The sequence below is a fragment of the Brevibacillus brevis genome, assembly GCF_022026395.1.
GTDB lineage: Bacteria > Bacillota > Bacilli > Brevibacillales > Brevibacillaceae > Brevibacillus.
Window position 1 is genome coordinate 5,769,714 of the sequence record NZ_CP041767.1, and the last position, 24,455, is coordinate 5,794,168.

The 24,455-nt window shown below is 48.9% G+C and carries 21 protein-coding genes and 2 riboswitches; of the genes, 9 read left to right on the plus strand and 12 right to left on the minus strand.

Features of this window, described 5'->3' with window-relative positions; genetic code table 11:
• Positions 1-8 precede the first annotated feature (8 nt).
• The 5 genes from FO446_RS27190 to FO446_RS27210 form a co-directional block, all read right to left on the minus strand.
• Positions 9-923 (minus strand): ABC transporter permease, encoded by a 915-nt coding sequence (locus FO446_RS27190; RefSeq protein WP_173610374.1) that lies wholly within the window; start codon positions 921-923, stop codon positions 9-11.
• Complete coding sequence (locus tag FO446_RS27195) at positions 910-1,980, minus strand: ABC transporter permease (protein ID WP_173610373.1); 1,071 nt, start codon at positions 1,978-1,980, stop codon at positions 910-912. Before FO446_RS27195 ends, FO446_RS27190 begins: the two co-directional genes overlap by 14 nt.
• Positions 1,955-3,484: an ABC transporter ATP-binding protein gene (locus FO446_RS27200; RefSeq protein ID WP_237899579.1), complete on the minus strand. Its 1,530-nt coding sequence runs from the start codon at positions 3,482-3,484 to the stop codon at positions 1,955-1,957. The genes FO446_RS27195 and FO446_RS27200 overlap by 26 nt, the downstream gene beginning before the upstream one ends.
• A gap of 106 nt (positions 3,485-3,590) precedes the next feature.
• The gene (locus FO446_RS27205) at positions 3,591-4,619 is read right to left on the minus strand and encodes a BMP family lipoprotein (RefSeq protein ID WP_173610371.1); all 1,029 of its coding nucleotides are present in this window, start codon (positions 4,617-4,619) and stop codon (positions 3,591-3,593) included.
• 199 nt (positions 4,620-4,818) lie between these two features.
• Positions 4,819-4,941, minus strand: a riboswitch (SAM riboswitch).
• A 152-nt stretch (positions 4,942-5,093) separates the two neighbouring features.
• Positions 5,094-6,569 carry a methyl-accepting chemotaxis protein gene (locus tag FO446_RS27210; RefSeq protein ID WP_173610370.1) on the minus strand — a complete coding sequence of 492 codons (1,476 nt, stop codon included), beginning with the start codon at positions 6,567-6,569 and terminating at the stop codon, positions 5,094-5,096.
• 154 nt (positions 6,570-6,723) lie between these two features.
• On the opposite strand from FO446_RS27210, the gene FO446_RS27215 reads away from it, so the two are divergent.
• Positions 6,724-7,341, plus strand: coding sequence for a DUF3298 and DUF4163 domain-containing protein (locus tag FO446_RS27215; protein ID WP_173610369.1), 618 nt, complete (start codon positions 6,724-6,726; stop codon positions 7,339-7,341).
• A 206-nt stretch (positions 7,342-7,547) separates the two neighbouring features.
• A complete protein-coding gene (locus FO446_RS27220) occupies positions 7,548-7,961 on the plus strand; it encodes a MarR family winged helix-turn-helix transcriptional regulator (protein WP_173610368.1) in 414 nt (137 codons plus the stop codon).
• Positions 7,962-8,011: 50 nt separating this feature from the next.
• Here the strand turns inward: FO446_RS27220 and FO446_RS27225 are convergent, their stop codons facing one another.
• From FO446_RS27225 to FO446_RS27235, 3 genes are all read right to left on the minus strand, one after another.
• Entirely contained in the window at positions 8,012-8,290 is a 279-nt protein-coding gene (locus tag FO446_RS27225; protein WP_173610367.1) for a hypothetical protein, read from the minus strand.
• Positions 8,265-8,597, minus strand: coding sequence for a hypothetical protein (locus FO446_RS27230; RefSeq protein WP_173610366.1), 333 nt, complete (start codon positions 8,595-8,597; stop codon positions 8,265-8,267). The genes FO446_RS27225 and FO446_RS27230 overlap by 26 nt, the downstream gene beginning before the upstream one ends.
• 184 nt (positions 8,598-8,781) lie before the next feature.
• Positions 8,782-10,215 (minus strand): NAD(P)/FAD-dependent oxidoreductase, encoded by a 1,434-nt coding sequence (locus FO446_RS27235; RefSeq protein WP_173610365.1) that lies wholly within the window; start codon positions 10,213-10,215, stop codon positions 8,782-8,784.
• 52 nt (positions 10,216-10,267) lie between these two features.
• Positions 10,268-10,367, minus strand: a riboswitch (purine riboswitch).
• 299 nt (positions 10,368-10,666) lie between these two features.
• Here FO446_RS27235 and FO446_RS27240 point away from each other — a divergent pair.
• Positions 10,667-11,854: an amino acid deaminase/aldolase gene (locus FO446_RS27240; protein ID WP_237899580.1), complete on the plus strand. Its 1,188-nt coding sequence runs from the start codon at positions 10,667-10,669 to the stop codon at positions 11,852-11,854.
• Positions 11,842-13,158, plus strand: a complete 1,317-nt coding sequence (locus FO446_RS27245) for a D-arabinono-1,4-lactone oxidase (protein WP_237899581.1) — start codon at positions 11,842-11,844, stop codon at positions 13,156-13,158. Before FO446_RS27240 ends, FO446_RS27245 begins: the two co-directional genes overlap by 13 nt.
• A gap of 77 nt (positions 13,159-13,235) precedes the next feature.
• Here the strand turns inward: FO446_RS27245 and FO446_RS27250 are convergent, their stop codons facing one another.
• Both FO446_RS27250 and FO446_RS27255 read right to left on the minus strand, forming a co-directional pair.
• Entirely contained in the window at positions 13,236-14,645 is a 1,410-nt protein-coding gene (locus FO446_RS27250) for an amino acid permease (RefSeq protein WP_173610362.1), read from the minus strand.
• A 72-nt stretch (positions 14,646-14,717) separates the two neighbouring features.
• Positions 14,718-15,482, minus strand: coding sequence for a dimethylarginine dimethylaminohydrolase family protein (locus FO446_RS27255; RefSeq protein ID WP_173610361.1), 765 nt, complete (start codon positions 15,480-15,482; stop codon positions 14,718-14,720).
• Between the two features lie 352 nt (positions 15,483-15,834).
• On the opposite strand from FO446_RS27255, the gene FO446_RS27260 reads away from it, so the two are divergent.
• The 5 genes from FO446_RS27260 to FO446_RS27280 all read left to right on the plus strand — a co-directional run bounded on the left by FO446_RS27260 (position 15,835) and on the right by FO446_RS27280 (position 21,435).
• A complete protein-coding gene (locus tag FO446_RS27260; protein WP_173610360.1) occupies positions 15,835-16,575 on the plus strand; it encodes an IclR family transcriptional regulator in 741 nt (246 codons plus the stop codon).
• A gap of 58 nt (positions 16,576-16,633) precedes the next feature.
• Complete coding sequence (locus FO446_RS27265) at positions 16,634-18,271, plus strand: M20/M25/M40 family metallo-hydrolase (RefSeq protein WP_232773879.1); 1,638 nt, start codon at positions 16,634-16,636, stop codon at positions 18,269-18,271.
• Between the two features lie 95 nt (positions 18,272-18,366).
• Positions 18,367-18,750 carry an OsmC family protein gene (locus FO446_RS27270; RefSeq protein ID WP_237899582.1) on the plus strand — a complete coding sequence of 128 codons (384 nt, stop codon included), beginning with the start codon at positions 18,367-18,369 and terminating at the stop codon, positions 18,748-18,750.
• Between the two features lie 62 nt (positions 18,751-18,812).
• Complete coding sequence (locus tag FO446_RS27275) at positions 18,813-20,417, plus strand: helix-turn-helix domain-containing protein (protein ID WP_237899583.1); 1,605 nt, start codon at positions 18,813-18,815, stop codon at positions 20,415-20,417.
• Between the two features lie 43 nt (positions 20,418-20,460).
• Positions 20,461-21,435, plus strand: coding sequence for an ABC transporter substrate-binding protein (locus FO446_RS27280; protein ID WP_173610356.1), 975 nt, complete (start codon positions 20,461-20,463; stop codon positions 21,433-21,435).
• 391 nt (positions 21,436-21,826) lie between these two features.
• Here the strand turns inward: FO446_RS27280 and cls are convergent, their stop codons facing one another.
• Together cls and FO446_RS27290 are read right to left on the minus strand one after the other, a co-directional pair.
• A complete protein-coding gene (gene cls / locus FO446_RS27285; protein WP_237899584.1) occupies positions 21,827-23,275 on the minus strand; it encodes a cardiolipin synthase in 1,449 nt (482 codons plus the stop codon).
• Between the two features lie 82 nt (positions 23,276-23,357).
• The gene (locus tag FO446_RS27290) at positions 23,358-24,302 is read right to left on the minus strand and encodes an aminopeptidase (RefSeq protein ID WP_173610354.1); all 945 of its coding nucleotides are present in this window, start codon (positions 24,300-24,302) and stop codon (positions 23,358-23,360) included.
• Between the last annotated feature and the right edge of the window lie 153 nt (positions 24,303-24,455).

Below are 24,455 nucleotides of genomic sequence, written 5' to 3' on the forward strand. Positions count from 1 at the left end.
GCCTGTGTTTAACGGGTGCTCTGCTGATTGTCGTTGCCGATCTGACTCTTGTTCTTCAAGAAGAACATCGCCGCAATTGTCAGCACGTATGGCAGCATCGCCGTAAATTGCGTCGGAAGCGAAAAGCCCTGCAAACGAATACTGAGGGCATCCATCAACCCGAACAAAAGACTCGAAGCCAAAATACCGAGTGGATGCGACTGCCCCATCATCATCGCTACCAATGCGATAAAGCCTCGACCAGCCGTCATACCTTCTGTAAACATCGTGACTTGCCCCAGTGAGAGCTGTGCCCCTGCAATCCCGCACAATGCGCCACTCATTACAATCGCCAGCACTTGAAGCGCCGTCACTTTCAGGCCGAGACTACGTGCCGCAACGGGATTCAGACCAACTGCGAGGACGCGGAAGCCTGTAACCGTCCGATAAAAGAACACATACAACAGAATCGCAGCCAAAAACGCAAAGTACACGAGCGGCGAATGACCAGAGACAATGCCTCCGATGACCGGAATATCGTGAATGAAAGGAATCTCGACGGTGGGCAAGCCAGCCATATCCTTATCGTAAAACGCGCCTTTGACACCGAAGATCGCCCGCAGTGCAAATGTCGTCAACCCGAGCGCCAGAAAGTTAATCGCCACACCGACAACGATTTCATTCGCCCTAAGCTTGATCGTCATGTATGCGAATAAGAGTGAAAAGACAATGCTGACCAGTGCTGCAATCAAGACGGCCAGAAAGAGATTCCCGGTAAAATGATTGCCGACAATCGCAGAAAAGGCACCGACCAGTACCAATCCCTCCAAGCCAACATTAAAGATTCCAACACGTGCGCAGAGCGCTCCACCCAAAGCTGCCAACAAGATCGGCGTGACCATCCGAATGGTAGAACTGAGGAGGGACCAATCAAAGAGCTCCATGCGATTCCCCTCCTTTTGCCTTCCGCTTTTTCCACCAGTCGTAGCTGAACTTGGCGGAGATGAACAATATCAATACGGCTTGTATCACACTTGCCAGCTCCAGCGGCACATCCGTATTCCGCTCTACACCCATGGCTCCTGTCTGAAAAGCAGCAAGCAGGATCGAAGTCACAATGATGCCAAGCGGGTGCGAGTTCGCAAGCAGAGCTGCCATCAGGCCCGTCCAGGCGAAGCCCGGTACAGTCAGTGCCCCGTCCACAAAACGATAGTGCGCCCCCATTACCTCGACGGTTCCCGCCAAGCCAGCCAATCCACCACTGGCAAACATACCTGTCAGCATGACTCGAATTCGATTAATGCCTCCGTATTGAGCAAACAGCGAGTTTTGACCCAGCATCTTCACTTCATAGCCAAAAGGCGTAAAACGAAGGACCCAGAACAAGAGCAGCGCTGCAACGATCGCAAACAAAAAACCTGCATGTACGCTCATCCCGGCAAACAGCTTCGGAAGCCACGCGCTTTTCTCCAGCATGACAGTCTGTGCAAGTGCCGCAGAGCCCGTGCGATCCCGGAATGGCTCTGTCACGAGATAGCTCGCAAACAATACCGCGATGTAGTTGAAAAGCAACGTAGAGATGAGCAATGGAATGCGAAAGCGCGCTTCCATAAAACCTGGCAACAACGCCCAGAACCCGCCAACCGCCATTCCCGCGAAAATACCCGCCAAAATTTTGACCATTCCCGGTGCTGGCAAATAGATCGCGACTAGCGCAGCACTGACGGCACCCAGCACCATTTGCCCTTCCGCCCCCAGGTTGAATACCCCTGCCCGAAATGCAAGGGAAAGACCCAAGGCAATCAGCATGATAGGCGTGGCTCTCGCTAATGTAGACGTAAAGAAATAAAAACTGCCAAAGGCCCCTTTCCACATTTCCTGGTAGGTGCCCAAGATCGATTCGCCAACCGCAGCAATGACCAGCGCCCCGGTCAACAAACCGATAACGACAGCCAAGATCGGCTGCACCAATGACTTAGATAGCTCTTTGATTGCTGCCATGAATGCTTCCTCCCGCCATGATCACGCTGATTTTTTCTTCGGTTGCCTCCAGGCGTGAAAGCTCTCCAGCGATTCGCCCTTTATACATGACCAAAATCCTGTCAGACAAGGCGAGAATTTCGGACAGCTCGGAGGAGACGAGCAAGATCGCGTCTCCCTGATTGCGTTTTTCGATCAGCGCCTGATGGATGTACTCCATGGCACCGATATCCACCCCTCGTGTAGGCTCAGCCGCAATCAAAAACGGGGTTTCATGTCCCAACTCCCTTGCTACGATCAGCTTTTGCAAGTTTCCACCTGACAGATTTCCTGCCAGCTCCTGCAATTGTCGGGAGCCCGTCTTGATGGAAAACTTCTCAACCCAGCCTTTTACGACTTGGCGAAATTTCTCCCGCAAAACGACACCGCGGCGGTTGTAAGCAGGCTTTCGCTGATAGCCCATCAACGCATTTTCCTCGACGCTTGAGAGTGTGGCCGCTCCCCACAGGTAGCGATCCTCCGGAATATGCGCCAAGCCGAAATCCCGAATGGTGGCTACTGATTTGTTCGTCACGTCCTTGCCACCTAATCGCACCGTGCCCTCCTGTGCCGCTCGCAAGCCACTGATCGCTTGCAGCAGCTCGGATTGGCCATTCCCGGAAACACCAGCGATTCCTACGATTTCTCCGTGATGTACGGTAAAGCTGACTTGATCGAGCAGTGTCTGCTTTTCTCGAACGGTGAGATTCTCCACCTGCAACAAGGGACCTTTATCCAGAGGAACTCGCTCAGCTAGCTCCTGCAATTCACGTCCAACCATCAATCTGGCTAAATCGTCCGCATTTGTCTCATTCCGCGAAACCGTTCCCGTCACTTTGCCCCCGCGCAATACCGTAATACGATCGGCTACCTCCATGACTTCCTGCAACTTATGTGTAATTAAAATGACGCTCTTGCCGCTCTCTGCCAGGTTTCGAATCGTTTGCAGCAGGTCGCGTACCTCCAGCGGGGTAAGGACAGCGGTCGGCTCGTCCAACACGATAATATCCGCTCCCTGATACAGGACCTTCAGAATTTCGACCCGTTGCTGTTCCCCAATCGAGCAATTCGCTACCTTGGTCTGCGGTTGAATCGGAATGCGATACTGCTCACTCAGCGCCCGCACCTTGTCCTCCGCATCCTTTCTTTTGAAAAAACCCGCTTGCCTCGGCTCATATCCGATCACGATATTTTCAGCCACACTGAATTCTCCGAAGAGCATAAAGTGCTGGTGAACCATCCCGATTCCATTTCGAATCGCGTCCTCTGGTCCGCGAAAAACAACTGGCTTGCCGTTTAACACGATCTCTCCCGACGTCGGCTGCTCCATCCCGTACAGCATCCGCATCAGTGTCGTTTTGCCCGCCCCATTTTCCCCGACAATCGCGTGGACTTCTCCTGCTGCCAGTGAGAACGACACCTTGTCGTTGGCGGTAAAATCTCCGTACTTCTTGGTCATGGCCCTCATTTCCAAGCGTTCGGTCATTCCCACTCCCTCATTTCTGTACGTCCTTTTATGAAAATGGAAGACCGACTACACAGCCGTAGTCGGTCACATCCATCACTGTGCACAAGCATTTTGACGTGCGTGTTTAGAATTTATCTGGTACTTGGCGAGTTCCCGCTACGATCTCATCGCTGATCGCTTTCACTTTATCCACGACTTCTTGTCCAATAAAAGCGTTCAGCGGCGTTTTACTTTCGTGCGTGACATAGGTTACGCCAACACCTTTTTCCTTCAAGCCGTACGCCACAACACCTGGTTTGAACGTTCCTTCTACAAAGGTCTTCACGGTTTCATAAGCTGCCGCGTCAGTCCCTTTCAATTGGGACAGAACAATATGCTCTGGGTCAATCGTGGTACGGTCAACGTCCTGACCTGCTGTGAAGAAGCCTTTTTCCTTCGCTGCTTCGAAAACGCCGAGATCGCCTACTGCTGCTGCACCGTTAATGAAGTCAGCGCCTTTGGAAGCTTGGAGCAAAGCCAATTCCTTCGCTTTTGCCGGGTCAGTGAAGCTTCCTACATAGTTGACCATCAGCTCTGCTTTTGGATTCGTCGCTTTCAAGCCCTCTCCGAAGCCAACTGTCCATTTTTTCAACTGCGGAATATCAAGAGCGACAACCATACCTACTTTGTTCGTTTTCGTTGCCAAGCCTGCTGCTGCTCCCACCAGGTAAGCCGCCTCCTGCTCGCGGAAAGTAACACTGCGTACGTTTGGCAAATCTACTACGGTATCAATAATCGCAAAATTACGGTCAGGATTTTCGGTAGCTACTTTTTTCAATGCATCCTCTGATGTAAAGGAGGAAGTGATGATCAAATCATAATTTTCTGCAACAGCTACACGCAGATTTTCTTCAATCGCTCCATGGTCCGTAGATTCGATCGTTTTCACTTCTGCGCCCAGCTCTTGTGCGGCTTTCTTTGCCCCTTCATCCATTTGTTGGAAGAACGGATTCACACCGATTTTCTCGGGCAAAATCAAGGCAATTCGCTTTTTGGCCGCTCCCTCTTGTCCTGCTGCTTGTCCTCCTGGCTGATCTGCAGGTGCGCTGGTTCCAGTCGAGCACCCTGTTGCCAATACTGCGAATGTCGTTAATGCCAGCAATAACTTCTTCATGATGTATCTCTCCCTATCCGAACTTTACGTTTTTCTTTATCCTATTAGGTAATGTACGGCTTTTTACCTATTTTTTCAATACTATTTACGAATATTATCTTATAAAATTAATTTATCGTTCGTTTATTCCCCCTCCCCATTTACAAATACACAAAAAAACTCTTCCCGGAGGAAGAGTTTGCGTACGTAGCCGTTCTCTTCCTCATCTGTCAAAACCATGGTACAGGTTTTGCAGGAATTGGCACCTTTCTGTTCATGCATAGACATGATCAGTGGTTGCCGGGCATCATCGGGCCAGTCCCTCCGCCGCTCTTGATAAGGTAGGTGAATATATTCAGTTACAATGGAATTCATTCTAGCAGAACGGTTCGAAAATGCAATTCTTTTTTCTCAATTCCAAACACTTCTAAAAGTAAATCGAAGTTTAAAAAGTCGTCTTTTCAGCACCGTTTAACTTGGCGAGAAGCACAGCCTCTAATTTACGTGAAAGGTTTGCTGGAGGCGATGCGACAACGTATTCAACTCGCCCAGCTCTTCCGTAATCTCACGCACTTTTTGATGCTGGTTTTCTGCTGTCGCAAACAGCTCTTCTAGATTGGCTACCGATTCCTCGGTTACCGCTGTAATGGTCGACATCTCGATGGCAACTTCGCCGGAACGCACTTTTACCCGGTCCATGCTGGAGCTTACTTGATCAGCAGCTTCCAGGAAAGCCATCATCCCGGCACGCACTGCTTCGATGGAGGCCACTGTTTTTACGGCCAGCTCTTGGCCTTTTGCAACAGACACTTCCCCATTGCTCATATGCTGCACCGCATTCTCACTTTCCTGGTGGAGTGACTTGAGAATGTCGGTAATTTCCTGCGTAGCTGTCGCGCTTTGTTCTGCCAGCTTGCGTACCTCATCCGCTACAACAGCAAATCCCCGACCATGCTCGCCTGCACGCGCCGATTCAATCGCTGCATTCAGTGCCAAGAGATTCGTTTGTGTCGCGATCTGATTAATAGCGCCGACAATTTCCTCTACGCGATTCGCCTGCCGATTGAGCTGGTGAATCGTTGAGGCTGCTACATTGACTGCCTGTACAATTTGCTCCATCTGCGAGGACAGCTCGTTCATCATCTGAACACTTTCTGTCAGACGACGGTTATTTTGTTGCGATTCTGTTTTCATTGCGTTGGTCTGTGTTGTGACCGCCTCGATTTCCTGATCGATGGATTGAACCTCTTCTTCGATCTTCACCGTAGAATTCGCCTGCGATTCCATACCGACGGCGACTTCCTTGAAGGCTACCATCATTTCATCTGTATTGCGCTTCGTACCTTCCGCATGCTCATGCACATGATCGCTGGTACGATCCAGCTGCTCGGTCATTTGCTGGATGTTCAAAAGCATTTCTCCCAGACGGCGCTCCTTCTCTTCCGCTTCCTGCCTTGCGTCGTGCGCTTTTTGCAGGGAGGCTTGTCCGGCGAGACACAGATACGTGACGGCTCCCATCATCATGAGAAGCGTGACAATACGCATAAGCAAATTGAGCTCCGAAAAATCACCATCGAAGATCTGGTAGGTTCCTGTGTAGAACCCGATAACCGTGACAATGATTTGGGTAATTCCCGCTGTTACGACCAGCTTCCAATCCAAATAGGCTGCCAAAAAGCCCATGACGATAAAAGCGAGGAAGGTGATCTCCTGGTAATCGGTAAAGTGATCGAATGAAATCGCATAGAACATGAGTCCAATTGCTACCAGATAACGAATCACAAGACTATCTTTGCGAATGAAATAATACGGCGAAACAATTAAAGTGACCAGCAATCCCAAGGACGTCACTTTCCAGAAGTTCACATCCACTTGGTAGGCAATGAGTCCCGCCATCCACAAATGATTCCATAGGATGAAAATCATAAAGCCTTCTTTGTCAGTCAAGGTATTGCGAATCAATTGAATCATAATTGCCCCCCTTTTCCTTATTACTTATGTATCGGATTCTTTCCCCATTATATAGCCAAACCTTTGCCAAATTTGTGAAAAAAGTGAGAACAGCCAAAAACAATTTCGAATAGGCTATTACACAACTCACACGTACAGGAGGAAACGGAAAAAAGTGGAACTCAATCAATTGCCAGCTACTGTGCTGACACGTACGATCAGCCGTCCGAACACCACGATTTACTATCCCCAATTGGCAGGCCTAGCCAACCAGCAAGCGGAAAAAGATATCAACCGGGCGATTTATCAAACGGTTCAAGGCTTAATTCATGAGCAACAACGGGTCCAGGTACCGGGAAATACAGAAATGCAAGGAAGCTACGAAATCAAGACAAACGAACGCGGTATTTTCAGCGTCGTGTTGAGCAACTACGCCTACACACCGCAAATGGCTCACGGCATGACCTTCCTCGGGTCGATCACCGCAGATATCCAAACAGGCAAGCTGTATACGCTGCGTGAATTATTCAAGCCAGGAAGCGATTACGTCAAGGTAATTTCCGAAAACATCAAGCGTCAAATCAAAGAAAGAAACATCCCCACTCTTAATGGCTTTACTTCGATTAAGCCTGATCAAGATTATTATCTCGCCGATAAAGCACTGGTCATTTACTTCCAGTTGTACGAAATTACTCCTTACTACGTCGGTTTCCCCATGTTCCCCATTTCGGTCTATGAACTGGAGCCGATCATCAATGAAAAAGGGCCACTGAGTATCTTGTCCGCAGATTAATGCACTGTACCGCCGTATTTTCCACCCAGGCGAGCGTCTTCTTCCATGACACTCGCCTGATTCTATTTGTGTCAGAAAATCCATTATTTCGCCATCGAATAAACGTTTACTTATATGTCCGAAACTGCTAGTATGTTATTGTACATATTTACTTAAGCAATAAAGCTTACGATATATCGGACCAGCTTTCCTGGAGGTATATACTCATGCATTATTATGGTCATCGAATTAGCCAAACCGCAAGAATATTCAGTAAATCACTTAATGGGTCTTTGGCTCCCATGGGATTATACAGCTCGCAATGGGGTATTATCCTTTGCTTGCATTATCGTGAATCGCTCACCCAGGTTCAATTGAGCAATTACCTGAATGTGGAAGCGCCGACGATTACCCGGACTCTCACTCGATTGGAAGAGATGGGCTGGATCATTCGCTCAGAGGGTGATGACAAGCGCGAGCGCTATGTGTCCTTGTCTCCACAAGCAATCGAACGGTTCCCGGAATGGCTGGAGGCTGCCAAAGAACAAGAGGAACTGGCACTCCGTGGCCTTGACGAAGCAGAACTTGCTATTTTTAACCGCGTATTGAAAAAAATGAACGATAATTTGCAGCCGTCGTAACAAGTAAAAAATGACTTCGCCCAAAAGCAGTTTGGTGAAGTCATTTTTTGTTAGCCATTTTTCCTTGTGCTATCGATGATGGTGTTGAGCTCTTGCTCCAATTGAATCAGTTCAAGCTGTATCTGTTGCTTTTGCAATTGTTTTTTCTGTTGCAGCATTTGTTTTTTCAAATCATTCGATTCTTTGTCATTTGCCTCTTTCCCTGTAGAAGAAGTATCCTGGTCCGGTTCTACCTGTCCAGTCGAGCCTATAGCAGCGAGGAAGGCACCCAGAACTGCGATCCACCCGCCTACCGCTACCAGCTCATTCGCCAGATTTTTGTCGATCATCCTTCTTCCCTCCGTTTTTGCATGGCTTCTCCTGTAAATTCTTCTTTATATCTTGAACACTGTCGCGTAATTGGGCAATTTGCTCTTCAATTCGTTTGAATTGCTTATCTTCATCGTCGTCATTGCCATTCTTGTTCTTCCCATTGACTTGCTTGTTTAATTGAATGAGGGGCTGTATCAACTTTTCATTGTCGCAGGCAGGCTTTTGACTTAATCTGGTTGTTTTATCAATGGCGAGTATGACAAAACCAATGGAAATTATCCAAAGTGCAATTACAGCGGTATCGTCATCATCACAAAAAAACATAGATACCTCCCTGCCAACAAAAGGTCGTGGTTTGATTATTGGCCCTTCTATACAATACGCTTCTGCCTAATTCCTCGTGACATATCGAGATCATTACTTTCCCGATACTGCTTCCTCATGAAAAAAGGCTCCCACCAAGCACAAGCGTGCCCGGCAAGAAGCCTATTTGATAAGATCGTATTCGTTATTGCATGCGCTTCGCGATATTGCGAGCCATCCAGACCCCAGCAGCTCCGGCCTGAGCCAGACCACGCGTAATTCCTGCACCATCCCCGCCACAGAACAATCCCTTGATTTCTGTTTCGAATTCCTCAGTCAGTTTTGGACGAGCTGAGTAGAATTTCGCTTCCACTCCGTAGAACAACGTGTGTTCGGAGGCGATCCCCGGTGTTACCTTGTCCAGTGCCTCTACCATCTCGATCAAACTTTTCATCGTGTTGTAAGGCAACACGAGTCCCAGGTCACCCGGTACCGCTTCCTTCAAAGTAGGCTCCAGGAAGCCTTCCTTAATACGCGACTCAGTAGAACGGCGACCACGCAAAATATCGCCGTACTTTTGCACGATGACCCCACCGTTTGACAGATCATTTGCTCGCTTGCAAATTTCTCTTGCGTACTCATTCGGCTTGTCAAACGGCTCTGTAAACGTATGTGATACCAAGAGTGCAAAGTTCGTATTCATCGAGCCCAGCGCTGGGTCTTTGTAAGAGTGCCCGTTTGCCGCCATCACTCCACTGTGGTTTTCCACGACCACGTGGCCTGATGGATTACTGCAGAACGTCCGTACACGCGTTCCAACAGATGTATTGAAAATGAATTTTCCTTCGTACAGGTGCTCATTGATTTCGCGCATGACGACATCGGACGTCTCCACACGTACGCCTACGTCGACTTGATTGTTGTACATTTTCAGGCGGCGCTTTTTCAGAATATCCGTCAACCATGCGGAGCCGTCCCGGCCTGGTCCGATTACCACGTAATCAGCTTCATACTCTTGTCCGTTTTTCAAGACGACACCTCTTACCTGATGTCCGTCTGCTTCTTTCACCGTAATGATGTCCGCGACCTCTGTCTTGAACATCATGTCGATATGCTTTTTCAAATGCTCGAAGATCGACTGGAGAATCTCCAGGTTTTGCTCCGTTCCCAAGTGACGCACCTGCGCTCGCAACAGCTTGAGTCCTGCTGCATAGCCGCGCTGCTCGATGCTCTTGATCGTCTCTGTGGTCGGGTCCGTAATCGATTGCGTTGCCCCATGCTCCAAATTGATTTCATCTACGTATTTAATCAGCCCAAGTACAGTGGAAGGGCTGAGATAGTCTGTCATCCAACCGCCAAATTCGGTGGTGATGTTAAATTTCCCATCGCTATAGGCGCCTGCTCCACCAAAACCACTGGTAATCGAACAGGCCGGCAAACAGCCTGCGAAATCTTTTTTTCCTGCTGGCGGCGGGCAGAGCTTGATCTTTTCTTCCAAGATCGGACAGCGTCTGCTATAGATGTCATGCCCTTTATCAATCAACAGCACCTTGGCATTCGGTGCTTTGCGCATTACCTCGTAGCATGTAAAAATCCCTGCTGGTCCTGCTCCTACAACGATTACATCATACTTATTCATGACGTTCCCTCCCCGAAAAAATGCAAAAAATTCCCGGCCGACGAATAGGGTATACCAAAACTGCCCTATTCGTAGCCGGGAATTTACGGTTCCCTGTAGAGACCCTCAAACCATATTTCTGAGGATATACGAATACAAATCACTATTTCATTCGTCAAGCCTGTGTTGTTCTTCACAACAATATGTATAGTAGCTTATAAGGTGAATCAAGTCAACCGAAGACAGCCCATTTATTCGTCTTTTAAAGTTATTTTTATCGTAAACATGCCTTTACAATCTGTAAACACATCAAAATACGAATATTAAAAAGCGAACATTCGTTATTTCCGTTCATGACCCTCTTTGTCAGGAAGGAATCAAACAGAAATGGATAGAATAGATAGAATTTTAAGAAATATCTACAGTTCTTCTTTTCATTCAAATCCAGTCCAAAAAAGGATGGGGCCTGTACATGCGGGATTATCGCTATTATCAGTCTGCCTTTGCCGATGTTCCCAAGCCGTTCGCTTTCGTCGACCTAGATCTGCTGGAGGAAAATGCGGAGCAAATCAGTCTGCAAAGCAATGGAAAACCCGTTCGAATCGCGAGCAAATCGATCCGAAGCGTTGCCATTCTCAAACATGTATTGCAGTTGGACGATGGCTTTCGTGGTCTCATGTGCTATTCCGCTCCTGAGGTGCTTCACCTGTGCGAGGCAGGCTTCGATGACCTGCTGCTTGGCTATCCGCTCTGGGAAAAAAGCTGGCTTTTGTCAATCGCCTCCGAGATTAAGAACGGACGCTCCATTACTTTGATGATCGACTCTCTCCCTCATGTCGAACAGCTCGAACAAATCGCCCGGGAAACGGGAACCAGACTGCCGGTCTGTCTCGATATCGACATGTCGTCTGATGTGTTGGGGCTGCATTTTGGCGTCTGGCGCTCGCCACTTCGCTCTCTCGAGGCGTCCCTCTCCCTTGCCCAGCGCGTTGTTTCCTCCGATCATCTCTACCTGGATGGTGTCATGGGGTACGAGGCTCAAATTGCTGGCGTAGGCGATCGATACCCTCGTCAATTCCTGAAAAACAGCATTATTCGTCTCCTCAAGCAATATTCCGTAAAAGAAGTAGCTACTCGACGTGCCACACTGGTGCATGCCATTCACGAGCTAGGCATTTCTCTCCGCTTCGTAAACGGTGGAGGAACGGGCAGCTTGCATTTGACCGGGAAAGAAGACGCCGTTACAGAGGTTACAGCAGGCTCCGGATTTTTTTCGCCCGGGCTTTTTGACTACTTTCAAGATTTTCGATTTCATCCTGCTGCCGGATTTGCCCTCGAGATTATCCGCAAGCCCGCAGCGCATATCTACACATGTGCCGGCGGGGGCTACATCGCCTCTGGTTCTGCTGGGCGTGACAGACTCCCCAAGCCTTACTTGCCAGCGGGAGCAAAGCTGTTTCTCAACGAAGGAGCAGGGGAAGTACAGACACCCATCCACTATCAAGGCATGGAAACGCTGGAGCTGGGAGACCCGATCTTTTTTCGCCATGCCAAAGCTGGCGAGCTCTGCGAACGTTTTACCCGGCTGTATTGCATCTCTGGCGGGAAAATCATCGAGGAAGTGACCACCTATCGGGGGGATGGATTATGCTCACTGTAAAGAAGCACGCGAATCACTGGAGCAATTGGACTGGAAATGTACAAAGCCAGCCGAAGCAAGTCGCAATGCCAGAGTCCGTAGATGAGGTCGTGCAGCTTGTCCTTGCTTGCAAGAAGGCAGGTACACGGATTCGAGTCGTCGGCTCCGGTCATTCCTTCACTCGTCTCGTCCAGACAGAAGACTGCTTGCTATCCCTGGATCATCTCCAAGGAATCGTCAGTGTAGACCCTGCCTCTGATACCGTTGAAGTCTGGGCAGGCACCAAGCTCAAGACACTCGGACAACTCCTGCATCAAGCGGGCTACTCACAAGAAAACCTCGGAGACATTAACGCCCAGTCCATTGCAGGGGCTGTCAGCACCGGAACACATGGCACAGGCATTCATTTTGGCAGCATCTCCACGCAAGTCGTCGGGCTGACAGTCGTGACCGCATCCGGGGAGGTTTTGGAAGTATCCGAGCAGGCCCGGTCTCAGCTGTTCAAAGCCATGCAAGTCTCTCTTGGTCTCTTGGGCATCATCGTGCGCGTCAAGCTGCGTGTCCTCCCAGCCTATCGCCTGCGCTACCAAAGCCGTCGCATGCCTCTCGAGAAGTGCCTGTCCTCTCTGGAGACGTTCAAAACCGAGCATCGGCATTTCGAATTTTTTATCTTCCCGTATTCGGACACCGTTCAGGTGAAATTTATGAACGAGACCAGCGATCCCCCTAGCGGCAATCAGCGATGGAGCTATTTGAAAAAAATGGTGGTGGAGAATGGGCTGTTTTGGCTCTTGTCCGAGAGCTGCCGATTGCGTCCTTCTCTCACCAAAAGCGTCAGCAGGCTGTCCGCCCAAAGCGTTCCCTCTGTCCATGAAAGCGGCTACAGCCATCAGCTTTTCGCCACCCCTCGCCTTGTGCGTTTTTACGAAATGGAATACTGCTTTCCTGCCGAGCATATGGGTGATGCCATACGGGAGCTCCGTCAGGCGATTGAGCAAGAGCGCTTTGCCGTTCATTTTCCGCTTGAATGCCGGTACGTGAAAAAGGACGACATCTGGCTCAGTCCCGCCTATGAGCGTGATAGTGCCTTCATTGCCGTCCACATGTACAGGGGAATGCCGTACGAAGCGTATTTTGCCCGGATGGAGGAAATTTTCGCCCGATATGGCGGACGTCCGCACTGGGGGAAAATGCACAGCATGACCGCCGAGAGGCTTCATCAAGTCTACCCGCGCTTGCCCGATTTCCTCGCCATTCGCTCTGAGCTCGACCCTGACGGCTTGTTTGTGAATTCGTATTTAGCCGAGTTGTTCGGAATATCCTGAAGACCATCCTTACGCCACAAAAATGCCCCCGACCAGATCATTCATGGCAGGGGCATTTTTCTATCGAGCAGAACAACTTAGCCTTGCGTTGGAAGATTCGGTTTATGCGCCTTTTTGCGTCCATAGCGCACATAATAGAAGGTATAGAACAGCACGAGCGCACCAATTCCGTAGAAGAGGCCAATTCGCTGTGTCGGGTCAAACGCCGGGAAGATAAGAATGAATGTGCAAATAGCCAGACACAGGAGCGGCATCACTGGGTAAAACGGTGCTACAAACTGTAAATCTTCTATTTTTCCACCCTCACGCAAGTATTGACGGCGGAAGTTGAATTGAGAGAGAGCAATCCCCATCCACGTGAAGGTGACCGCAATACCGGATACAGACATGAGCAGCACGTATACCGTATCCGCTGCAACCACGCTGGTTAACAAGGACAGAAGCGAGAACGCCAGCGTTGCCAAGAGTGCGTTCAAGGGCACTTTACGCTTGGTCAATTTGCCAAAAACGGGATGCGCCATATTGCTATGGGAAAGGGACCACAACAAGCGAGTGGCTGCGTACAAGCATGAGTTCCCGACAGACAACAAAGCCGTCAAGATGACGAAGTTCATGATATCCGCTGCAAAAGGAATCCCTACTGCATCAAATACCGTCACAAACGGGCTTTCCAAGAGCCCCAGCTCACTTGATGGAAAGAGGGCGGACAAGATCGTGACCGACGCCACATAGAACACGAGAATACGAAACACAACGTTGCGAATCGCCCGCGGAATGGTCTTTTGCGGGTCTTCTGCTTCCCCGGCTGCGATTCCGATCAACTCAGAGCCTTGATAAGAGAATACGACGTTCATCATCGTCACAAAGACAATCGCAATGCCAAACGGGAATAGTCCCCCATCTGCTGAAAAGTTGGAGAGAAACGGAGCGGGTCTTCCTTCCATACTGACAATACCGAATATAGCACCTAGTCCGACAATAATAAACATAAGGACAGCCAACACTTTAATTCCGGCAAACCAGTACTCCGTTTCGGCAAACCCTTTTGTCGTCAACGCATTGAAGGCAAAGAGCAAAACGATAAAGAGCGCGCACCAAATCCAAATCGGCGTATCCGGGAACCACCGTTGCATGACCATGCCCGCGGCAGTAAACTCTACCCCGGCCGTTGTAGCAGACCCTAGCCAATACATCCATCCCAGTGTAAACCCGCTCGCCGGACCAATATACTGGCTGGCGTAGGCTTGGAAAGAGCCTGTTACTGGCATTTTTACAGAAAGCTCACCCAGGCATGTCATGACCAAGTACAACAAAATCCCGCCGATGATATAGGCGACAAGTGCTCCGCCAGGTCCAGCCTGATTGATCGTGAAGCCAGCGTTGAGGAAGAGCCCTGTCCCGATGACACCGCCTAACGACAGCATAAACAAGTGGCGACTTTTCATGGAGCGTTGTAGCTGTGTGTCTCTTTCATTCCCAGTGTTCATAAGATTCCTCTCTTTCACCTGCTTTTTAAGAGGGCTATCAGGGGGCTATAAAAGAAGAGAGAACTGCCTGCGCTAGAAACGCAGGGACAGGCAGCTCAATCCTCCGTCTTGTTTTTGGAATTCAGACATTTCCAGCTCAATCACATTGTAACCAGCGTCAGTGATTTGCTTTTTCGTGCTCTCAAAGCCCTTTGGAATAATCACGTAGTCGTTGATATGGATGCAGTTCGCTGAGTACTCGACTTCTTTTTCCACGACCAGATGCTTGTACTGGCTAAACACTTCAGAATCGATGAACTCGCCAGCCAGAACCAGCAAGTCATTGCCAAGGTAGGCGATACCTGTTTTCAGGTGGAAAAACTCTTTCAACGGGACAATGGTGACTTCATATCCGTATTTAGAGAGAATCTCGCGGAACTGGATAGCTCCTTCTTCATTGGTGCGTGTCGACAGACCGACATAGAAATGGTTGTCTACCTGCATGACATCTCCACCATCGAGGAAGCCAGGGGCCTGAATATATTCAATCGTGTCATAAAAACGAGGAAGCACCAATTTCATATCCTCAATTTCACCATTGCGGCTTTCTGCACCGGGATTGGTGATGACGGCGCACTTTTCCGTGAGGACAGCTGTGTCTTCCACAAACGTAGAATCCGGGAAACGCTCGTCCGCTTCCAGAACAGTTACATCCAGACCTGTCTGTTTCAGCGCTTCTACATAAGCGGCATGCTGTTTAAGAGCAAGTTCAAAATCAGGTGTACCCAAATCAGAAGTCGTCAAACCATTTACATAACTCTTTCCCGGTTTTCTTACAATCGCACGTGAAAATTTCATGATGATAGATCTCCCTTCTGTTTTCGAATCTTGCTTTTGTCTAACAGTGGGCGACGGAGAAACGAGCATGTAAACGCTTCCTCATTTGCTGCTTTTTGCTTGTTCATCGCCACCATATTGCATTCATTTTCTCTGAGCAATCACCCAGAAATATTCCGCATTGTGGAATCGCTTCTGCAATACAAAATTACACTCTTAATGTAAAATAGTTTCAAATTTTTTGTCAATAAATTTTTGTCTCGTCTAAATTATATTGATTCGGCTGAAAAATTCTGATAGATTGAGGTCATATTAAGCTGGCGTGACATGCAATGAGCAGTCACTATGCAACAAAGCCAGGAGGTAACCCACGTTGGTACAATCGATTGACCGGGCGATGAGCATCATCTCCGTCCTGGTATCAGATCCTAACAAGCAGCATTGGTCCATCTCGGAAATTGCTGAACAAACGGACCTGCCGCTGAGTACGGTACATCGTTTAATTAGCAGCCTCATCAAGCATGGACTCATCCTCCAGGTTCCTGAGAGCAAGCAGTACAAGGTCGGCTATACGTGGATGGAAATCGGGCTGCGCATCCTGGACAAGATGGATATGCGCGCTGTCGCCCGAACTGTCATGGAGCAACTGGCAGCAGACGTACGAGAAACTGTCTATCTGAACATTCCACAGGGCTCACATGCCATCGTACTCGAACGAGTGGAAGGTCCCATGTCTGTCAGAAGCATGGATAATCTGGGCGAGCGTATTCCGCTGCATATCGGTGCGGCAAACAAAACGATTCTCGCCAATATGAATCCAACCGAAGCAGAGCAAATCGTGACCGATTTAGTCCCGGATGCAGAAAAACGTCGCGAGCTGTTAGAACGACTGCCAGAAATCAGACAAAACGGCTATGCAGTCAGCTACGGTGAGAAAACCGAGGGTACCGCATCCATTGCCGCTCCTATCTTCGGCGTTAACCAAAAGGTCGTAGGTGCTTTGAGTATCGGCGTTCCGAGCTATCGAATCAACGAGCAGCTCTTGTCCTCACTCATTGAACAAGCCCAACAAAGTGCCAAAGAAATTTCCCACAAGATCGGTGCCTTACCTTAATTTTTTTGCCCACTAACCGGAAACAGTTTTCACTATACGGAAAACGGAGGCGTTTTTTATGCAAAAATGGCAAACAAAAGAGCAGCTCATCGATCTCTTGTGCAATTTGGTAAGCATCCCAAGCATTACAGGATCATCTGCCGAGAAGGACTTGCCTGGCTACGTCGTCGATCAGCTTCGTACCCTGCCTTATTATCAAGCCAATCCCGATCATGTGCGTGCGAATCCGACTGAAGATGGGCGCCATTTTGTCACTGCTTTGGTCAAAAAAGAAGGCGTACGGGACACCGTCATTCTCGTCAGCCATTTTGATGTCGTCGACGTCGAGGATTACGGCGCCTGGATGAAGCATGCTTTTGATCCGAAGACCCTCACTCCTCTCTTCCAACAAAACCAAGCCGATATGCCAGCAGACGTTCAACAGGATATTCGAACCGGCAACTGGCTGTTTGGCCGTGGCACCATGGATATGAAATGCGGACTGACACTGCACATGTCGATGATTGAGCAAGCGATTGCTGGAGAGTTCGAGGGCAACATTTTGCTTCTGACCGTCCCTGACGAAGAGGTGAATTCTGTCGGGATGCGGGCAGCAGTCCCAGAGCTTTTGAAAATCGCCGAAGAGTTCGACCTGAGCTATACCACAGTGCTCAACTCGGAGCCGATGTTTACCCGCTATCCAGGGGATACGAATACGTACTTGTACACAGGCTCCATCGGAAAAGTGCTCCCAGGCTTCCTCTGCTACGGCAAAGAAACACATGTCGGCGAGCCTTTTGCCGGGTTGAACGGCAATTACATGGCCTCCCAATTGACATGTGAACTCGAGCTGAACACATCCTTTTGCGAGGTCGTTGAGGGGGAAGCATCTCCTCCACCGACGAACCTGATTCAAAAGGATTTGAAAAAAGAGTACTCTGTGCAAATTCCGCACCGTGCCGTGACGCTGTTCAACCTGTTCCTGCTGGAAAAACAAATGGAAGATGTCGTAGAGCCGCTGCTGGAATCGGCAAGAAATGTTGCAGAGCGCATGAAGCAAAATTATCTCAAGCACGCGAGCCAGTTTGCCAACTTCGCGCCGTTTAGCCCGCGTGATCTGTCCATTTCCGTCATGACTTACGAAGAACTGTATGCCTATGCGAAGAAAACGTACGGGGAAGAAAAACTGCGCCAGTTGGAAGCAGACGTGATCGCCAACCGCGGCGACAAGGACGACCGTGACGCCACGATCGAGCTGGTGGATCAGTTAGCGATTCTGTGCAAAGAATTGTCGCCGATGATGATCTTGTTCTTCGCTCCACCGTTTTACCCGGCAGTCAGCTCGCGCAATCATCCTCTGATCCAACAAACGACGGAAGAGATGAAAGCATACGCGAGAGATCAGCACCAGGTCAATTTGGTCAAACAAAACTACTTTGGCGGAATTTCTGACTTAAGCTACGTCGGACTCCAATATCCGGCGGCATCCATGAAGCCATTAGTAGCGAACATGCCTTTGTGGGACAACGGCTACTCCATTCCGCTTCAGGAGCTCGAAGCTTTTGATGTACCTGTCATGAACCTCGGTCCAGTCGGACGTGATGCCCATCAGTGGACAGAACGCCTGGACATCGACTATGCATTTGATACGTTAAAAGACATGCTTCCTCGTTGCATCCAGTCTCTCTTGCAAAATGGGAAAGCTTTGAAGGAATAGCAAAGAGGAAAAGGTTCCGGTACCGATAGATTACTGTCGCACGGGAGCCTTTTTTTCTTATAATGAAGAAAAACCATTTCAAGGGAGGGTTACGCATGGAATTTCAAGCGAAAGAAAATGGTTTTGTCACTCAACTGTCCTACGGTGAGCTGCACGTATCGGGTGATGAACAGTATGGCTTTCGCCCCTACCAGCTCTTGGTATCTTCCATCGCTGTTTGCAGTGGCGGTGTTTTGCGAAAAGTATTGGACAAGATGAGAATGGCGTGCACGGACATGAAGGTAACCGCAGATGTTCAGCGGAATGAGGCAGAGGCAAATCGGGTTGAAAAAATTCACCTCCACTTCATCATTACAGGTGAAAATATGAAAGAAGAAAAAGTGCAAAAGGCCATTGAAGCCGCAAGCAAAAACTGCCCGATGGTCCAATCTGTCAAGGGAAGCATCGTCGTAACCGAGTCCTTCGAATTGGTATCATGACAGGAAATACAGTGCTAACGCCCAGTCCTTTGTTTTTGCTTCAAGACATACAGCAGGTCACCTTGTCACCGACTGAAGAATGGGCGTTTTCCGGCGAATCAACCCATGCTGTGCTCATCGTGACAAAAGGAACGGGCCAGATGCTGAACGAGTCGGATCAACAGGCTCTACTAGATGGAAGTGTACTCATCCTTTCTCGAGAATCTGCGAGGCAAGTACGCCCTGATACAGAAGAGCCACTCCGTCTCCTCGTACTCTATTTTGACGCCCTGCAACAGCAAGAGCAGGTCACCAACGCCTACAGTCCGAGTCTTTCCTGGCATCTTGACCACAGCTCGTGTTTATTTCACCAAGTCGATCACAGTACGGAGCTTGCCCTCACGCTGTATACTCATCGACAAGTCAGTGATCCGTTGGAAGCTTTTCAAAATCAAATTCGCTTTCAGCAATTGCTGCACCTGATTTGGAGCCATGCAGAACGGCAGGCTGCCGTAGAAACATCAAGCGTTGTCGATCAGACTATTTCTTACATGCATACGAATTATGCCGAGCCAATCACCTTGGATGATTTGGCGAATCGAGCTGGCCTTACCCCTCGATATTACACCGAAGTCTTCAAGAAAAAGGTCGGAAAAAGCCCGATTGAATATTTGACGAGCTGCCGGATGGAGCATGCCAAGACGCTTCTGCGCGAATCGAATAAACGATTGCGTGGGGTAGCACGTCTGGTCGGGTATGCCGATGAGTTTTACTTCAGCAGACGCTTTAAGCAGCAGGTCGGCGTGTCCCCGACTGGTTTTGTTCGCATGAATCAGAAGCAAATGGCACCCGTCACCTTTCACTATGCGGAGTATTTATTGGCACTCGGAATCAGACCGATTGGCGCTCCAGAAGAGCAGGTGACTTATTTACGTGAGCAATTACGGATGAAAGAGGCAGATGAGATTGTCAGCCTGCCCGAGAACACACCAGACTTAATCAAACCATTGCAACCGACATTTATTTTGACCGAATCGACAGGGGATAGCGCTGCTTTCTCCAAGATTGCACCTACTCTTGCCCTTCCGTGGCTGGATCGTGATGTATTTGGTCATCTGAAAACGTTGGCCGATGTGCTTGGCATGAAAGACCAGGCACACAGGTGGCTCAAGCAGCATGAACAGAAGGTTTTGAAGGCGAAGCGATGCATCGACGCGCATATTCAAAAGGAAGATACATTCTTGATCCTCAATGTGCGTCCACAGAGCCTATTGGCATACGGCGCCAGAAATATCGGGCATGTTCTGTACAAATCGTTGAAGCTGACACCACCCAAAATGATTCAAGAAGAGTTGACACGCAACCCCAATTTCTGGGCGACCACAATCAACGAGCATCAATTAAGCCAGTATGCAGCAGATTGGCTCTTCGTTCATATTTTTGATGATGATCTCTCACGGGCACACTTCCTAGAGTTAATGAAACAGGATGTCTGGCAACGAATTCCTGCGGTACAAAAAGGACAAGTGGTCATTCTTAATCCGATATGGTTTTCGTATGATCCCCTCTCCCTCGACATTCAGCTGGAAGAGGCTGTCCAAATTTTGACCATGCAAACACCACCACATTGTCCAAAGAAAAACGGAACATTCTCCATGGATGAAAAGAGGGCATTCAGGGTAAGATGAACTCTATTAATGAGAATCATTTTCACTCACGGAGGATATAACGATGAAACGATCATGCATACAAGCTTGGCTGTCAGGATTGATGATTCTTTCCTTGTTCTTGCTCACGGCATGCGGCCAGACAGCCAGCCCCACTCCATCAGCACCTGCGCAAGAAAGTAAAAGCAGCGATACTCGTGTCCTGAAGCACGCAAAGGGCGAATCTACCATTCCTGTGAAGCCTCAGCGCGTCGTAGTTCTGCAATATTTGGGCCCCATGCTTGCCCTTGGGGTGAAGCCAATCGGTGCGTTGAAGGGACATATGGAAGGTCCAGACATGGAGCCACTGGTTAGTGGAATCGAAGTCGTGGGAGATTATGATGCCTATAATCTGGAGAAAATCCTCGAGTTGCAGCCTGACTTGATCCTCACCGGTACCGAAGTCGAGCAACAGGTATATGAAAAACTGACAAAAATTGCGCCTGTCGTGGCGATCGCCTTCGATCAGTATGATGTCTACGGGCATGTACAAAAGGTAGCGGAAGTTCTAGGTCGCGAGGAAGAAGGAAAGGCTTGGGAGCAGAAGTACAAAGCAAAGGTGGAAGAAGCACGTAAGTTGGTCCATGCTAAGGTCGGGAAAGACGAGACTGTTGCAGCACTAAACGTCCGTGCGAAAACGATTAAAATGTACGGTGCTCGCAATATGGGCCATGTTTTGTATAACGATCTTCAGTTGACTCCACCGTCACTCATAAAGAGCGAGATCGAAAAAGACCCGCTGTTTTGGTCAAAAGACGTATCCATGGAGCTTCTACCGGAATATGCAGCCGACCATATTTTCCTGATGCTGTTCCCTGGAGAGGATGCCGCTCAGTATTTGAAAGAAATCGAGCAAAGCAGTCTGTGGAAAAACTTGCCCGCTGTCAAAAAGAATCAGGTTTATGTAGTCAATGTGGATAGATGGCTTGGCTACGACCCTATTCTGATTGAAAAGCAGTTAGATGAAGCTGTGCAGGATTTGACTGGAACGAAGAAATAATAAGATAGGGCATTTTGGTTTGAGTCAACATAGGGGAGGAGAAGAAAAAGCACAGTTCTCTTCGACTCTGACACGCCCGCAGTGGGGGATTGACTGTCCGTCTCCACTTCCAAAAGGGGACCGTCGAGCCAAAGCCACCCTACGGGCGGAAGTTTCTCAAGGAAGAAGTGTTCGACAAGCGGGCCCCCTTTTGGAAGTTCCAACTGGGTAGGCGTTGTCAAGGTCTACGAGCTCTGTGCTTTTTCTTCTCACCAGCTTTATTGGTTCGTCGATACCTTTTAAAACTTAGGATGATCATAACTGCCGCATAAATTGTGAATAGGAAAGGACCTGCCAGCCCGTGTTTGTTCACATAGGCTAACAGGTCCTCTCTTGCTTTCCAGTCCAGCTATTATAAAAGCGGAGACAACAGCCGCGTCAACGATTCCAGCAAGCGCAAACGCAGTGGTCGGTTCACATACTCTCCCAATGTCATTTCCCGGCAATCAGCCAGATCGGAGACGAACAGTTCCTCCAGCTCCTTTGCCATCTGCGAATCGTACATAAACGCATTCGTCTCGAAATTCAGCTTGAAGCTGCGAATATCGACGTTGGCCGTTCCTACAGACGACAACTGGGTATCGACCACAATGGCTTTGGCATGCATGAAGCCTTTTTCGTAGAGGAAGCAGCGCACACCGCTCTTTAACAAATCGCCGAGATAAGAGTGGGTCGCCCAGAATACCAACAAATGATCCGGCCTTCCCGGGACCATCACCCGCACATCTACCCCAGACATTGCCGCCATTTTTAGTGCGGTCAGCATACTTTCATCGGGAACGAAATAAGGCGTCTGCAAGTAAATCTTCTTTCGTGCCTTGTAAATCATCTTCAAAAAAGCATGCTTGATTTGCTCTTTTTCCGAGTTTGGCCCGCTCGATACGATCTGAACGCCAATCGTTCCCTCAGCCTCTTGAATCTCAGGAAAATACGCGAGTGACTCATGCATTCTTTTCGGTGCAGACAAATTCCAGTCCAGGAAAAAGCGTGCTTGCAGCATGTACACCGCTCTTCCCTCTATCAGCAAATGAGTGTCACGCCAATACCCCAGCTTCTTATCCTTGCCCAAGTATTCATCCCCGATGTTGAAGCCTCCGATATAGCCAATCTTGCCATCAATAATCGTCAGCTTGCGATGATTCCTGAAGTTGACCCGAAAATTCAGGAACGGAATCTTCGCCGGGAAAAAAGAGGCGACTTCTCCCCCTGCTTCTACCAATGGGCGCAGAAACCGGGATGAGACACCAGAAGAACCTACCGCATCATAGAGCAGTCGAACCTCGACGCCCTCCTTTGCCTTCTTCGTCAACAATTGAATGAGCTGTTTCCCTAAATCATCGTCATTCAAAATATAGTAGAGCAAATGTATATGCTCGCGTGCTTCCTCCATCTGTTTGAACATGAGGTTAAACAGACTATGGCCTTCCTTAAAAACCTGAATGGTATTATCCTGCGTATAATACGCTCCATCACTTACCACGTTCATGAAAATCATGTCGCGGTGTCTCTCCATCTCAGGGTCGTTGACCTGCAGTTCACCATGGGCAAGCAACTGCTTTTGCCTATCGACCGCAGCTCGAAAATGGGAAAACTCCCCTTCCTTGAGCCGATACAGCTTTTTCTTGCTCAGCTTATGTCCAAAAATCAGGTAAATAATAAAACCGATGCCCGGCAAAAACAGCAAAACCATCAACCAGGCCCAGGTTGCCGCAATGTTACGCCTCTCCATGAAAATAAGAACGGCACCCAAAATCAGGTTACCTATTGTTACTATCGCAATTATCTTTTCAGACAACGCCATCACACCACATCCAGCTCTAGGATTCCTCCCATATTACAACATTTACTATCGGGATTCATCCTTCCTATCCATCTAGTTTATCCTATGTTGCCAATAGTTTTCCGTTCTTCATGATACATTTGTCGTCCAAATACACATCCGGCTCTTTGACAACCAGATCAATATGTACCCCTGCGACAATCGTCCCGCCAAACGTATTGTTGCTACCAAAGGCTACGTGAATCGTTCCGTATACCTTCTCGTCCTCCAGCACAACTCCCGTAATACGCGCCTTGTCATTCGTTCCGATTCCGAATTCACCCAGCATCCGCCCGTCTTGGTCTCCAAGCATTTGCAGGAGGCGTTCAGCCGATGTTCCTTCTGCTTCTGTGATCCGACCATTTTGGACCGTCAGCAACAGTGGCGAATCAATTTTTCCGATACCCGCGATGGAGCCATCGACGAGGATTTGTCCTTCCGCTGTCCCTTCCAATGGGGCGATATACGCTTCGCCGGAAGGCAAATTGCCCGATTCTCCAGGATTGACGTACATGCCAGTACTCGGCACCCCATTGCGGTCTGCGATGGAAAACGTCAGTGACTTGCCCGCTTTTTCGATTCGCACGGTACTTGCTCGCGTTAGCATCTCGGTCACGCGCTCGGTGAGTGCCTTTACTTGTGTATAGTCAGCGGAAATCGCTCCTGCAAGGAACATGTCTTCCGTAATAGCTGGCATGGTAGCCAGTCTTGTACCATTTGCTGCTGCTTCTTTTCGTGCTTTTGTATGCGTCAAAGAGTGCTGGGTCACACATACCACCACATCTGCGCTCTTCATCGCCGCTGCAACAGCTGCAGGAGGCTCTTGACCGGACTTTTCCCGCTCCTGCATGACCATCAGCATTGCTTCTGCCCCTAGCTGTTTACCGGCTTCCCAGATCGCTTCACCGATGTCCCGCTTCCGCTCGTCGGCCACCACCAAAAATGTCTCATTTGCTTGCAATGCAAGGCAATTCATCAAAATGGCTTTGCTGGATTCTATCAATGTCATGTAAGAATCATCCTTTTCGTCTATCTTATGGTTAGGTTATATCCACTTTTTTCTTGCAAACTCTTCTGTCTTCGCTAGATTGGATCGTTAGTCCTGCCCTTACCCTGTTTATCGGAATCTTCTTGCTTTTGCTGTTAAATTTAGTATGATTAG

What these genes read in the sequence shown, in the direction of transcription:
- FO446_RS27190 (WP_173610374.1), bottom strand. Translation starts at nt 923, where the DNA reads ATGGAGCTCTTTGATTGGTCCCTCCTCAGTTCTACCATTCGGATGGTC.
- FO446_RS27195 (WP_173610373.1), bottom strand. Translation starts at nt 1,980, where the DNA reads ATGGCAGCAATCAAAGAGCTATCTAAGTCATTGGTGCAGCCGATCTTG.
- FO446_RS27200 (WP_237899579.1), bottom strand. Translation starts at nt 3,484, where the DNA reads ATGACCGAACGCTTGGAAATGAGGGCCATGACCAAGAAGTACGGAGAT.
- FO446_RS27205 (WP_173610371.1), bottom strand. Translation starts at nt 4,619, where the DNA reads ATGAAGAAGTTATTGCTGGCATTAACGACATTCGCAGTATTGGCAACA.
- FO446_RS27210 (WP_173610370.1), bottom strand. Translation starts at nt 6,569, where the DNA reads ATGATTCAATTGATTCGCAATACCTTGACTGACAAAGAAGGCTTTATG.
- FO446_RS27220 (WP_173610368.1), top strand. Translation starts at nt 7,548, where the DNA reads ATGCATTATTATGGTCATCGAATTAGCCAAACCGCAAGAATATTCAGT.
- FO446_RS27225 (WP_173610367.1), bottom strand. Translation starts at nt 8,290, where the DNA reads ATGATCGACAAAAATCTGGCGAATGAGCTGGTAGCGGTAGGCGGGTGG.
- FO446_RS27230 (WP_173610366.1), bottom strand. Translation starts at nt 8,597, where the DNA reads ATGTTTTTTTGTGATGATGACGATACCGCTGTAATTGCACTTTGGATA.
- FO446_RS27235 (WP_173610365.1), bottom strand. Translation starts at nt 10,215, where the DNA reads ATGAATAAGTATGATGTAATCGTTGTAGGAGCAGGACCAGCAGGGATT.
- FO446_RS27240 (WP_237899580.1), top strand. Translation starts at nt 10,667, where the DNA reads ATGCGGGATTATCGCTATTATCAGTCTGCCTTTGCCGATGTTCCCAAG.
- FO446_RS27245 (WP_237899581.1), top strand. Translation starts at nt 11,842, where the DNA reads ATGCTCACTGTAAAGAAGCACGCGAATCACTGGAGCAATTGGACTGGA.
- FO446_RS27250 (WP_173610362.1), bottom strand. Translation starts at nt 14,645, where the DNA reads ATGAACACTGGGAATGAAAGAGACACACAGCTACAACGCTCCATGAAA.
- FO446_RS27255 (WP_173610361.1), bottom strand. Translation starts at nt 15,482, where the DNA reads ATGAAATTTTCACGTGCGATTGTAAGAAAACCGGGAAAGAGTTATGTA.
- FO446_RS27265 (WP_232773879.1), top strand. Translation starts at nt 16,634, where the DNA reads ATGCAAAAATGGCAAACAAAAGAGCAGCTCATCGATCTCTTGTGCAAT.
- FO446_RS27270 (WP_237899582.1), top strand. Translation starts at nt 18,367, where the DNA reads ATGGAATTTCAAGCGAAAGAAAATGGTTTTGTCACTCAACTGTCCTAC.
- FO446_RS27280 (WP_173610356.1), top strand. Translation starts at nt 20,461, where the DNA reads ATGAAACGATCATGCATACAAGCTTGGCTGTCAGGATTGATGATTCTT.
- cls (WP_237899584.1), bottom strand. Translation starts at nt 23,275, where the DNA reads ATGGCGTTGTCTGAAAAGATAATTGCGATAGTAACAATAGGTAACCTG.
- FO446_RS27290 (WP_173610354.1), bottom strand. Translation starts at nt 24,302, where the DNA reads ATGACATTGATAGAATCCAGCAAAGCCATTTTGATGAATTGCCTTGCA.